The sequence below is a fragment of the Howardella ureilytica genome (assembly GCF_054657495.1).
Genome location: NZ_BAAHYP010000004.1, coordinates 84,354 through 97,833 on the forward strand (window position 1 = coordinate 84,354; position 13,480 = coordinate 97,833).

10 protein-coding genes are annotated in these 13,480 nt (G+C 37.2%); 6 read left to right on the forward strand and 4 right to left on the reverse strand.

Annotated features, from left to right (window positions below; genetic code table 11):
• Window positions 1–157 precede the first annotated feature (157 nt).
• Window positions 158–1,384 carry an RNA-guided endonuclease TnpB family protein gene (locus ACYQ1N_RS03080; protein ID WP_459832611.1) on the reverse strand — a complete coding sequence of 409 codons (1,227 nt, stop codon included), beginning with the start codon at window positions 1,382–1,384 and terminating at the stop codon, window positions 158–160.
• Between the two features lie 159 nt (window positions 1,385–1,543).
• Here ACYQ1N_RS03080 and ACYQ1N_RS03085 point away from each other — a divergent pair, with 159 nt between their 5' ends.
• The 6 genes from ACYQ1N_RS03085 to ACYQ1N_RS03110 all read left to right on the forward strand — a co-directional run bounded on the left by ACYQ1N_RS03085 (window position 1,544) and on the right by ACYQ1N_RS03110 (window position 11,495).
• Window positions 1,544–3,466, forward strand: a complete 1,923-nt coding sequence (locus tag ACYQ1N_RS03085) for a DUF3427 domain-containing protein (RefSeq protein ID WP_459832614.1) — start codon at window positions 1,544–1,546, stop codon at window positions 3,464–3,466.
• Window positions 3,467–3,477: 11 nt separating this feature from the next.
• Complete coding sequence (locus ACYQ1N_RS03090; protein ID WP_459832616.1) at window positions 3,478–3,879, forward strand: (deoxy)nucleoside triphosphate pyrophosphohydrolase; 402 nt, start codon at window positions 3,478–3,480, stop codon at window positions 3,877–3,879.
• A gap of 407 nt (window positions 3,880–4,286) precedes the next feature.
• Window positions 4,287–5,336, forward strand: coding sequence for a Fic family protein (locus ACYQ1N_RS03095; RefSeq protein ID WP_459832618.1), 1,050 nt, complete (start codon window positions 4,287–4,289; stop codon window positions 5,334–5,336).
• Between the two features lie 3 nt (window positions 5,337–5,339).
• Window positions 5,340–6,842: a class I SAM-dependent DNA methyltransferase gene (locus ACYQ1N_RS03100; RefSeq protein ID WP_459832620.1), complete on the forward strand. Its 1,503-nt coding sequence runs from the start codon at window positions 5,340–5,342 to the stop codon at window positions 6,840–6,842.
• A 46-nt stretch (window positions 6,843–6,888) separates the two neighbouring features.
• Window positions 6,889–7,965 carry a restriction endonuclease subunit S gene (locus ACYQ1N_RS03105; RefSeq protein WP_459832622.1) on the forward strand — a complete coding sequence of 359 codons (1,077 nt, stop codon included), beginning with the start codon at window positions 6,889–6,891 and terminating at the stop codon, window positions 7,963–7,965.
• A 167-nt stretch (window positions 7,966–8,132) separates the two neighbouring features.
• Entirely contained in the window at window positions 8,133–11,495 is a 3,363-nt protein-coding gene (locus tag ACYQ1N_RS03110) for a DEAD/DEAH box helicase family protein (protein ID WP_459832626.1), read from the forward strand.
• Between the two features lie 356 nt (window positions 11,496–11,851).
• Here the strand turns inward: ACYQ1N_RS03110 and ACYQ1N_RS03115 are convergent, their stop codons facing one another.
• The 3 genes from ACYQ1N_RS03115 to ACYQ1N_RS03125 form a co-directional block, all read right to left on the reverse strand.
• Window positions 11,852–12,052 carry a hypothetical protein gene (locus ACYQ1N_RS03115; RefSeq protein ID WP_154572208.1) on the reverse strand — a complete coding sequence of 67 codons (201 nt, stop codon included), beginning with the start codon at window positions 12,050–12,052 and terminating at the stop codon, window positions 11,852–11,854.
• Between the two features lie 86 nt (window positions 12,053–12,138).
• Window positions 12,139–12,948 carry a hypothetical protein gene (locus ACYQ1N_RS03120; RefSeq protein WP_459832629.1) on the reverse strand — a complete coding sequence of 270 codons (810 nt, stop codon included), beginning with the start codon at window positions 12,946–12,948 and terminating at the stop codon, window positions 12,139–12,141.
• Between the two features lie 213 nt (window positions 12,949–13,161).
• Window positions 13,162–13,479, reverse strand: coding sequence for a hypothetical protein (locus ACYQ1N_RS03125; RefSeq protein ID WP_459832632.1), 318 nt, complete (start codon window positions 13,477–13,479; stop codon window positions 13,162–13,164).
• Window position 13,480 lies beyond the last annotated feature (1 nt).

Here is a 13,480-nt window from a genome sequence, read left to right on the forward strand (position 1 = left end):
ATCAAAAAATAGTCAACTACCACCACCTAACGCCTTCGGCGTTTGAGGTGGGAGCTTGTAAGTCGGAACTACATAGGTACTAACGACATCTAAACGGTGTCTTCCTAAATCCGCCTACATCATCGGGTGGCTGACGACACCCGCTTTGCTAAGGAGTTTACTCCGAAGCAGTTGTTATTCTTTCGTAACGAGGATGGTTATCTCCGGAAATCCACATAGTTCCGAGGAGTTGGATATTCATAGCTCCGATACGGTCATCGTTAGATTCGTAGCCACACTGGCAACGATATAAGTGTTTGTGATGGTCACGGTTTTCCTTGTGGATAGTACCGCATTTGGGACAACGTTGAGAGGTGTACTTAGCAGATACCTTCAGAACTTCGGAACGATTTTCATGAGCCTTATAGGTCAGGAATTGCTCCAACTGATAGAACGCCCAGCTGCGCAGGTCGTAATTTTGTTTAGCAGTTTTTGAAAGATTGGACGCTTCGAAGCTAACACCGGTCAGATCCTCAAGCACAAACAGCGTATCTTTGCCATATTTTTCAACGAGTGTCTTAGAAATCCGATGGTTTACATCAGACATCCAACGGTTCTCTCGTCCAGAAATGGCTTTAAGTCTACGCTTTGCTGATTTTGTACCCTTAGACTGGAGCCGGCGGCGGACTTCCTGGAATTTATGGCGTTTAGTAGCAATCTTCTTACCAGAGACGAATTCAGTTTTGCCCTGCTCGTCATAACTAACGGTTAAAAAACGTAATCCACGGTCAATACCGACAACGTGGCGGACGTTTTCTTTCTGAAAATCTTCGACAGCTTTGGTTACGGGAATGTGGAGATACCATAAACCTTTGAGTTCGACCAGTTTTGCTGTTCCAAGGTCATAAGCGCCATCAAGGTATTCAGCGAAATGTTCACCCTCAAAAGTGCATTTAGTTCTTTTCCCGAGTGTATTGATTGATAGAATCTGACCATCATCAACGAAACTATAATCTCGGTTACGGACCAAATCAGCTTGCGGACGAGTAAAGAATATCGGCTTCCAAAGCCATTCCAATGTCTTGGCGATGCGTTGCCAGTTGCCATTCTCATCCTTATATCTGTAGGGATTTTGGAAGAGCTGTTGTTTTACCGTCTTATATCTGGCAATCGTCGTCTTGATAAAAGACTGGGCCAGCTGCGATTTCAGACCGAACCGGCTGCGCAGGTCACTGTACAGTTCTCTGTTGAGACTTTGGTAGACCATGTTAAATCGGTTGTCGAAGATGTACTGCGACACGAAGTTACAAGCCTGACGGTATTGTTCAGTCATCTGACGGAACAGAGTCTCTTGTTCGGGAGTAACATGTATACGAAGTTTTATTGTTTTAGTTATGTTAGACATTTTTTCACCTGCCTTTCTAAAATCTATATTACTTCATCAAAATTATTATATTATAATTTTTACTGAAAGCCTATTATTTATTATTGAGAGGGGGAAGTGGGCTTCCTCCCCAACCTAAGAGGTCGGGGTCTCCTGCCTGCGATATGTTATGATGAATCGATGAAACATTTTACACCAAAGCTATGGTTGGGAATGACCGCGACACCGGATAAGAGAGATGATAATGAAGAAGGCAGAAATGTATATGAACTTTTTAATTACCAAATAGCATATGAGATCCGTTTGCAACAGGCAATGGAAGAAAATCTCTTATGTCCTTTTCACTATTTCGGAATAACGGATTTATCAATTGTCGGGGATGAAGAAGAATCCGGCAGGGACTTCTCCATGCTTACCGGTGACGAGAGAGTAAAGCATATTATTACACAAGCTGACTATTATGGATATAGCGGAGACAAAGTTAAAGGGCTGATTTTTTGCAGCAGTATAAAAGAAGCTGAAGAATTGTCTGAAAAATTTAACCAAATGCATAATCCTTCAACAGGATGTCTTTTTAGGACCATAGCGCTTAACGGAAGTGCTTCGGAAAAGGAAAGAGAAAATGCTTTTGAAAGATTGGCAATGAATGAAGATGAGGCAACGGTTGAAAACCAACCGTTGGATTATATATTATCTGTTGAAATATTAAATGAAGGCGTTGATATCGTAGAAGTTAATCAGGTTATTATGCTTAGACCTACCCAGTCTCCAATTGTATTTATTCAACAGCTTGGCAGAGGTCTCAGAAAAGCAAATGGAAAAGAGTATGTTGTTATCTTGGATTTTATTGGGAATTATAATAATAATTTTATGATTCCGATTGCACTATCGGGAGACAGAACATACAACAAAGACAATATTCGAAGATACATAATGGAAGGCGGAAGAGTAATACCGGGAGCTTTCACGGTACATTTTGACGAAATCAGCAGAAAGAGGATTTTTTCTTCAATAGACAATGCAAACTTTAGTGATATAAGGCTTATTAGAGAGAATTATACGAATCTTAAAAATAAGTTGGGAAGAATTCCAAAGCTTCGTGATTTTGAAGATTACGGAGAGATGGATGTTATTCGTATATTTGACAATAATAATCTTGGCTCGTACTACAAATTTCTTGTGAAATATGAAAAAGAATATAAGGTTCGTTTATCAGATGATGAAGATAAAGTAATTGAATTTATATCCAGGAAATTAGCTAACGGAAAACGTATACAAGAACTTCAATTATTAAAAAGAATATCGTCGTATGCCCGTGGACCTTCAAGATTTGGTTTATTTGCAGGACTTTCGGAAGATATGAAAGAGTATGGAAAAGAAATAAGTCAGGATCAGAAAGAAAACATTGTAAATGTTATGACGAATGAATTTCCTGCAGGTGCCAGTAAAAAAACTTATTCTCAATGCATTTTTATTGAAAAAGAAGGCTCTGACTATAAACCTACAAAAGCTTTTTTGGATATGTTGTCAAATGATGAATTCTATAACATTTTTATTGAGCTTGTTGAATTCGGTATAAGTCGCTATAAAAGGGATTACAGAAATACCTATGAACAGACTGATTTTGTTTTATATCAGAAATATACATACGAAGATGTATGTCGTCTTCTGAATTGGAGTCAAAATGAGGTTCCGTTAAATATAGGCGGTTACAAGTTTGATAAAAAAACAAAAACATTTCCTGTTTTTATAAATTATGATAAATCAGATGATATCAGTTATACCACAAAATATGAAGACCATTTCGTCACCGGATTCAGAGACCGGTTAATTGCAATTTCCAAATCAGGAAGAAATATGCAGTCTGAGGATGTACAAAACTTCCTTAAAGCTAAGGAACGTGGAATTCAGGTAGAGCTTTTCGTGCGCAAAAACAAAGATGATAAGATTTCTAAAGAGTTTTATTATCTCGGTCATATGACAGCCAGTGGAAATACAAAAGAATTTACAATGACAAATACTGAAAAAACCGCAGTGGAAATAGAATGGATTCTTGATGTACCCGTAAGAGAAGATATATATGAATATATTGTAAATTCTTAATGAAGGAGCAATTGAAAAATATAAGAGTGGTTGCGGCAATAATAAAAGCTGTTAATGAAAACGGAGAATCAATTTTTTTCGCAACTCAGCGTGGATATGGTGAATTTAAAGGCGGTTGGGAATTTCCGGGAGGGAAGATAGAAGCATGTGAAACGCCGCGTGAAGCCTTAAAACGTGAAATTATGGAAGAACTTGATACAGAAATATCAGTCGGGGAACTGATTGATACCATTGAATATGATTATCCGGAGTTTCATCTTTCCATGGATTGTTTTCTGTGCGAAATTATAAAAGGCAACCTTGTATTAAAGGAACATGAAGATGCTAAGTGGCTGACAAAGGAACAGTTGAATGATGTGGAATGGCTGCCGGCAGATATTACACTTATTGAGAAAATTAGGGATGAAATGTAAGATAAATAGATTTAATGACAATAAACAGGCTATATTGGGAATAATATATATTTCGTAAAAAAAGCACTCACGTAACTCACCGCACTTATGGGTGTGTCGTCGGAACTTTATTAATTTACCCTAAATCAGCAAAATAGAATATGCGAAGGACGCTTAATCCTTAAGTAATCTTGATTACCGTAAAACAAGCCTTTCATGTTTGTCAAAAGCACAAGAAGTATTCTGAACTTTGACAGACTTTATAGGGCTTGTTATTTTTTTGGTAATTACAACATTTTAATTTTGTCATTAGATTTTAAAATGACTAAATTAAAACTATTGACACTAAATTAAATCATAGTAATATAAAGAAGATTTAGTCACTAATGCATTAAATGACTAAATTAAAGCTATTATGAGGTAATTTAATGAGAGACTATAATTACAAAGAAAAATGGCAGAAATTGCTCACTGCAGATATTGTCAAGAAGCTTACTCTTATCAACGAGTTTAAGGGAGAGCAGCGGTTGTTTATTGAAGTGCATAAGGATGAACTGAATGAGTTGACAGAGGTTGCCAAGATTCAAAGTACAGAGGCTTCCAATAGAATAGATGGGATTTTTACCGCAGATGACAGACTTAAAAATCTGGTGCTGGAAAAGACAACTCCGATAAACAGGTATGAATCTGAAATTGCAGGATATCGTGATGTATTAAATACAGTTCATGAAAGTTATGAATATATACCGATAAATTCAAATTACTTTCTTCAGTTACACCGTGATTTATATAAATTTATCGGTGACGCTGACGGCGGATTGTTTAAGACGGGCGAAAATGGTATCCGCGAACGAGATAAACAGGGGAATAAAAAGATAATATTCAGACCTGTTTCAGCGTTGGAAACACCTGAGGCATTGGATGCACTTTGCGATGCATATAATGATGCAAAAAATGATGTGGATCCGCTTATTTTGACGAGTATGTTTATTCTGGATTTCTTATGCATTCATCCGTTTAATGAGGGAAACGGAAGAATGAGCAGATTATTAACGCTTCTTCTTTTATACCAGTCAGGATTTTTTGTAGGAAAATATGTCAGTGTTGAAAAGATAATTGAAGAATCAAAGAAGACTTACTACGAAGCCATTCATGCAAGCTCCGTTAACTGGCACGAGAATAAAAAAGATTATAAGCCTTTTGTTAATTATATGCTTGGTGTAATCGTTAGTGCATATAAGGAATTTAAATACAGAGTAAAACTGGTGACAGATCCCAATATTTCAAAGGCGGATCGAATTCGAGAGATTATAAAGAATCATATCGGAACCATTACAAAGTCAGAACTTATCGAGATGAATCCGGATATCAGTGATACTACGGTTCAGAGATCCCTGGCAGATCTTTTAAAGAAAAACAAAATTAAGAAAATCGGCGGAGGCCGTTATACGAAATACATATGGAATGCGGAGGATTAATTAATGATTACAGGTGAATTAAAAAACAAAATTGATGGACTTTGGGATGTGTTTGCTGCGGGCGGATTGGTAAATCCTTTGGAAGTAATTGAGCAGATTACATACCTTATGTTTATTAGAGATCTAGATGATGTCGACAATAAGTGCGAAAAAGAAAGTGCCATGCTTGGACTTCCATACACCAGCGTTTTCGCAGAAGAGGTGAAAATCGGAGACCGTTCCATTGACGGAAAGCAACTGAAGTGGTCCGTGTTCCGTGATTTTCCGGCAGGGAGAATGTATACCGTAATGCAAGAGTGGGTATTCCCATTTATTAAGAATCTCCACAGTGATAAGAACAGTGCATATTCTAAATATATGGATGATGCAATTTTCAAGTTGCCGACTCCGCTTTTGTTATCAAAGGTTGTAGACTCTTTGGATGAAATATACGAAATTATGAATAAAACACAGTCGTCAGATGTGCGTGGCGATGTATACGAGTATCTATTAAATAAGATTGCATCTGCAGGAAGAAACGGACAGTTTAGAACTCCGAGACACATCATTCGTATGATGGTTGAAATTGTAGATCCAAAGTCTGATGATGTGATCTGTGATCCTGCATGTGGTACTTCCGGATTTTTGGTTTCTGCAGCAGAGTATTTAAAAGAGACAAAGAAAGAAGAAATTTTCTTTGATAAAGATAAAAAAGAGCATTATATGAATACTATGTTCAATGGTTTTGATATGGATAGAACCATGCTTCGTATAGGTGCCATGAACATGATGACCCACGGAATTGAGAATCCGTTTATTGAATATCGTGACAGTTTGTCTGATCAGAATGCTGACCATGACAAATATTCTCTTATTCTTGCTAATCCTCCTTTTAAAGGCAGCTTGGATGCAGATGCGGTGTCCGCAGATTTGCTTAAGGTTTGTAAGACAAAGAAAACAGAATTATTATTCCTTGCACTTTTCCTACGTATGTTAAAAGTAGGCGGAAGATGTGCCTGTATTGTTCCGGATGGTGTGCTTTTTGGTTCATCAAAGGCTCATAAGGATATCAGAAAGCATATTGTAGAAGACAATATGTTAGAAGCTGTAATCTCTATGCCTTCCGGTGTGTTTAAACCATATGCCGGAGTATCTACTGCGATTCTTGTCTTTACAAAGACAAATCATGGTGGGACTGACAATGTATGGTTCTATGACATGACTGCGGATGGATATAGTTTGGATGATAAGCGTACACCGGTAAATGAAAGTGATATTCCGGATATCATTGAACGCTTTAAGAATCTTGATAAAGAAGCAGACAGAAAACGTACAGATAAATCATTTATGGTTCCCAAGCAGGATATAGTAGATAATGATTATGATCTTTCCATTAACAAATATAAGGAAGTGGAATATGTAAAGGTTGAGTATCCGCCTACATCTGAAATTATGGCCAATATCCGTAAAATTGAGGCGGAGATCAGCAAAGAGATGGATGAGTTGGAGAGATTATTGAATGAGTAGAAAGGAGAGCAAGTCTTAAATAAATTGAGATTTGTAGGGATGATAGATGGAATATAAGAGGTTGGGTGATATAGCAACATATATAAATGGATATGCATTTAAGCCTGATGACAGAGGGAAAGAAGGACTTCCTATAATTCGTATACAGGATCTAACAGGCAACTCATATGATTTGGGGTTTTATGATGGAGAATATCCGGAGAAGATAGAAATAAATAATGGTGACGTACTTATTTCATGGTCTGCAAGCCTTGGGGTTTATGTTTGGACCAGAGGAAAGGCACTTTTGAACCAGCATATTTTCAAAGTTTCATTTGATAAAATTGATATAAACAAAAGTTATTTTGTCTATGCTGTTAGGCGTAAATTGGATGATATGGTATCTAAAACACACGGCGCTACTATGAAACATATAGTAAAAAAAGATTTTGATGCTACACAGATACCTTATCCATCCTTGGAAGAACAAGCAAAAATAGCATCTAAATTAGACAGAGTTTCTAGAATAATAAAATCGAGAAATGAAGAATTAGAAAAATTTGACAACCTTATCAAAGCCCGATTTGTCGAGATGTTTGGTAACCCTATTGTTAATGAAAAAGGTTGGGATGTTGCTGAATTGAATGCAGTGTGTGATGGGATTGGAGATGGTCTTCATGGAACACCAGAATATGATGAAAATGGTGGATATCCATTCATAAATGGAAATAATTTGATGAATGGGGTTATAGAGGTTACATCGGCAACAAAAATGGTTGATGAAGCTACATATAAAAGGCATTACATAGAGTTATCTAATAACGCAATATTGCTTTCAATAAATGGAACTCTTGGTAAATTAGCATTTTACAATGGTGAAGAAGTTATGCTTGGTAAAAGCGCTTGCTATTGTAATTTGAAACATGAAATCAATAGAGAGTTTGTATATGGCGTTATGAAGACAGATGCATTCATGGATTTCTTAGAGAGTAATGCCACTGCGAGTACAATCAAGAATGTTGGACTAAAAGCTATTAGAGGTTTCAAATTGATTTTGCCTCCAGAAGAACTACAAACTCAGTTTGTTGCTTTTTCCAAACAAGTCGACAAATCAAAATTTGCAGAGTTAAACTATACAGCATAAATGAATATTATATAATATAAGTAGAAAAGGCTTCTAAGAATAATGTTTGGAGAGCGACTGAATACTATAAACAGAATAAAGAAGAATTAATAGATAAATTAGATGAGTTCCGGCTTAAATTAGAAGCATGCCGTAAAAGATATATAGCTTTTTGAAGGGGCGGTTATATGGTTACAAATTTTGATTATTTAAAGCAAGATCCAAAATTTAAGAGTTTCGCAGACGTAGCGATTTCTGCTGAGCGCATTATTCTTATGGATCCGGAGGCGAGTATTATTAACAGCCGTCGAGCTATGGAGTTTGCTCTAAAATGGATGTATTCCGTAGATAAAGAGCTGGAAATGCCATATCAGGATAATCTTCAGAGTCTTATGAATGCAGAAGAGTATCGTCAGATTATCGGACCGGATTTATGGAAACGTATGGATTTTATCCGTCGATGCGGTAATAACGTAGCTCATAGCGGGAAGAAGCTTGGCAGAGATGAAGCCATGCTTTGCCTGGAGAATCTTTTTATCTACTTGGATTATATTGCTTATTGCTATTCGGATTTGTATGAGGAAAAAAATTTCAATCCAAATCTTGTGAAGGAAAGAATTCGAAAGAGCAAAGAATTTCGCGAACAGGCAGAAGCCACAAAAGCAGAGCTGAAAAAAGAAATTGAAAATTCTGCACAAAAAGAATTGGACTTACAGAAGCTTCGTGAAGAAAATGAATCACTAAAAGAAGCATTGTCTTCTCGTCGAGCGGAGAAACAGCAGACTTATGTTCCTAAGCCGCTTGATTTGTCTGAGTATAAGACCAGAAAGATTTATATTGATTCCATGCTTATCGGTGCGGGATGGACGGAAGGCAAAGATTGGATTAACGAAGTACAATTATCGGGTATGTCGAATAAGTCCGAAGTCGGATTTGCGGATTACGTTCTTTATGATGATGCACATAAACCGCTTGCGGTGGTGGAAGCAAAGAGAACATGCGTTGATGTGGCAAAGGGACGTCAGCAGGCAAAACTATATGCAGATATTATTGAAAAAGAATACGGCAGAAGACCGGTAGTGTTTTTAACAAATGGATTTGAAACCAGAATTGTAGATAATCAATATCCTGAAAGAAGAATAGCTGAGATTTACTCGAAACGTGATCTTGAGAAGCTGTTTAATCTTCAGTCTATGAAGATAGGTCTAAATCATATAAATGTAGATAAAAAAATTGCAGGAAGATATTATCAGGAAGCTGCGGTAAAAGCGGTTTGCGAAAGTTTTGATAAGAAAAACAGGCGCAAAGCTCTTCTTGTCATGGCTACAGGTTCAGGGAAAACCAGAACGGTTATTGCGCTTTGCAAAGTTTTATTAGATGCCGGATGGGTGAAGAATATACTTTTCCTTGCAGACCGTAATTCTTTAGTTACACAGGCGAAGAGAAGTTTTGTGAATCTCCTTCCGGATTTATCATGTACAAATCTTTGTGAAGAAAAGGAAAATTATAATTCTCATTGTGTCTTTTCAACTTATCAGACTATGATCGGATGTATTGAAACCATAAAAGATGAAGAGGGAAAGCTTTTTACCAGCGGTCATTTTGATCTTGTGATTTGTGATGAGGCTCACAGATCCATTTATAACAAGTATAAGGACATCTTTAATTATTTCGATGCTCCTCTTGTCGGTCTAACGGCAACGCCAAAGGATGAGATAGATAAAAATACCTATTCTCTTTTTGAATTGGAAAACGGTGTCCCTACGTTTGGATATGAGTTGGCTCAGGCGGTAAAGGATGGCTATTTGGTTGATTACATATCTGTTGAAACAAAATTTAAGTTTATTGAGCAGGGTATCAGTTATGCAGAGCTTTCCGAAGGAGAAAAAGAGGAGTATGAAAATACATTTGGAGATGAGAACGGAGAACTTCCGGAAAGAATAAACTCATCTGCATTGAATACATGGATCTTTAATGAGGATACAATTCGTCAGGTCTTGCATATCGTAATGCGTGATGGTTTGAAGGTGGACTATGGTGAAAAAATCGGAAAAACGATTATTTTTGCAAAGAATCATGCACATGCTGAAAAGATATTGGAAGTGTTTAATAAGGAGTATCCAAATACGGCAAAGGGCTCAAACGGTCAGGCGTTTGCTAAGGTTATCGACAACTACATGACATATGCACAGAGTGCAATTGATGAGTTCTCAGATGCGAATAAATTACCTCAGATAGCAATTTCGGTTGATATGCTTGATACCGGTATCGATGTTCCGGAAGTATTGAACCTGGTCTTCTTTAAGAAGGTAATGAGTAAAGCAAAATTTTGGCAGATGATTGGCCGTGGAACCAGACTTTGTCCGGGACTTATTGACGGTGACGACAAGTCTAAGTTTTATATTTTTGATTTTTGCGGAAACTTTGAATTTTTCCGAATGGGAAAAGAACGTCCAACCGTAAATATGATTGCACTTCAGGGTGCGGTGTTTAACTTGGAGTTTCAAATTGCATATAAATTGCAGGATATTAATTATCAGACAGATCGACTGATAGATTATCGTAACAGATTGGTTGAGAGTATGACCGGTAAAGTGAAAGAACTCAATCGCGAAAACTTTGCTGTACGTCAGCATATTAAGTATGTAGATTTATATTCATCGGAATCAAATTATAAGGCATTGACATATGAGGATACATTATTAGTTAAAGAGGAACTTGCACCGCTTATTTTGCCGGACAGTGACGATGCAACAGCGGTTCGTTTTGATGCTTTGATTTACGGAATGGAATTGGCACAACTTGCAGGACGTGGATACGGTCGATTAAGATCGGACCTTATGAATAAGGTAAGCGGAATTGCTTCTGTTGCAAACATTCCTCAGATACAGGCTCAGAAAGACCTTATCGATAAGATTATTAATACGGATTATGTGGAGCGTGCCGGAATAGATGACTTTGAAAATATCCGTGAAAATCTTAGAAATCTTATGAAATATGTACCGAAGAAAAATCTTCGTTACGATACGGATTTTGCGGATGATATTTTGGACTCATCATGGAATGAGTCTGAACTTGAAAGTGATGATTTGGCAAACTACAAAGCAAAAGCAGAACATTATATCCGTCAGCATCAGGATAATATAGTAATCGCAAAGCTGAGAACAAATCAGCCGCTTACACATTTGGATGTGGAATCGTTGGAGAATATTCTTTGGTCGGAAGTTGGTTCAAAAGAGGATTATGAGAAAGAATATGGTCAGAAGCCGCTGGGCGAGCTTGTTCGCAGTGTTGTTGGTATGGATATGAATGCTGCTAAAGAAGCTTTCTCAGAGTTCTTAAATGATACAAATCTTGACAGCAGGCAGATTTATTTTGTAAATCAGATTGTGGAATATATTATACACAACGGAATGATGAAAGATCTTTCAGTGCTTCGGGAATCCCCGTTTACTGATCAGGGAAGTGTGGTGGATATCTTTACGGATATATCCGTATGGACTGCAATAAGAAAAGTTATTGATAAGATTAATGCGAACGCGGTAGCTTAATTGATGTAGTTCAATTTAAGCAGGTACTTTTTCCATATGCAACGGAAATCTCTGCATTTTGACATCAACGGGCAGCATACTCGATACATGTCAGGTTTATCTAATGAGAGAAAAATACTGTGATAAAAACACTTTTCGTCTGCCACGGCACTCCGGCTGCTCTTATTTTCTGAATCACCGGTTTTCAGGCAAATTATTATAAGATATTGCTGTGTAAATCCTTGATATTACTAAATATACTACTGACGAACGAAAAATGATGTTTCGATTACCCAGAAGAAGAACCGGATGAGCTGGAAGGGTGGGATGAGTAAAATTATGGCCACAGTGGATGTGATTCCGCTGTGGCCATTCCATTACCCAAAAAGAACTTCTATTTCGGATTCCGCATCATAGATGGTCATTCCGTCAAAAATGGTAGCTTTCTCAAATTGCTCAAAGCACTCTCGGAAATCTTTTCCATGACAGCGAAAAACATAGTTTTCATCTCCGAAGCACTCGAAAATAACTAGTTCCGTAAGAGATGGATTTGCTTCATATTTCTGACACTGTAGCATATATTTTTTTCCACGAAAGATAAATTCTTTCTCTGGACCACCCATAGTGAGAATATCATCTATGAATTCTGATAATGTATTACCAATCATTGCTTAACCCCCTTGAATAATTTTTTGTGTTTTTCATATAGTGGATGTCCGGGTTTAATTACGAACTTATCTGCTTGTCCGTGATGCTCGACTTCGGGTGTATTGTGAACATGAACATGTAGAATGTCACCATGACCGATACTTTTTTCGTGGTGGTATCCGATTTCAAGAACAACTTCATGATTTGAATTATATTCTCGGTAATGGTTGATGATGGTGTATGAATTGTGTTTTGCAATTTGTCCTAAAGCCTGTCGGAGCATTTCAAGGAGATTTTTGTCATCTGTGATTTGACTCCAAGTGTCAAAAAAATCATCTAAACGAGAAGAGTCATAGTAATTGCAGACAAGTTCAGCAATATTATCTAAAGGATAATCCTTAGTATAGTGCTCACACAAGTTCTCTAGTTGAGTACGTAGCGAGTCATCATCCTCCAGGAAAAGTGGCCATTTTATTTCCCTTAGGAGATTAAGATAGTTGATATTACCAAGATTCTTGATAAGTGATTCTGGTATCTCAATGTTAGGTAGGAGTGCAGCTATACTACTTGAGAGTCGCTGCATCATTTCCATATGTGGTTTCAAAAGTTCATTGATATTTTGCTGAAGATTAATAACAGGCAAAATGCTTTTGAGATAGGCATTGATATTTTGCCCTAGTGAACTAAAAACTTCTGTATTAAAGGAATAGTTTTTTAAGACATTATTTAATGGCGACAGATCAATTTGTAGCCCCTTATTCACAGTCTGGCTAACAGAAATAACGGTTATGGAGGCGTCAGAGGTACTGTCCATTCCTGATGCCAATACTAGAAAATCAATTTTCTTAATTGAGGAAATAGAAATATATTCAGGAAAGGCCTGATCAAACGCAGATACATATTCATCCCATGTGTCACGTAGGTGAAGTTCAGAGTACCAAGCAACGATTTCTTTGTATTTTTCAATGGTCTTGGTAAGTTTCTTTTCTTTTGAACCATACGCAGGAGAAATCCCTAGCTGTTTTAAGACTAAACTATCCTAGATGGGCATGTCTGGATTGATGCTGGCAAGCATTTTACTGGAGAAGGATGCTTCAACATTGCCAGTCTTATTGAAAAGCTCACGTAGGATATATTCAAATGTCACATCATTTTTTGTTTTGAGTTCTTCAAACAGATCATAAAAGGCTTTTCTCCAATCAGCATCGCGTCGGATTTTATAGAAAAAATTGAATTCTCGTTGGAAATCTTCATCAGCAGAAATATCTGTAGTTTGAATCTTACCGATCAGATTGTAGTAGTGCTCAATATCGGAAGAACGCTTGTGGAGATTTTCTATTGCGGATTGCAAATGCATG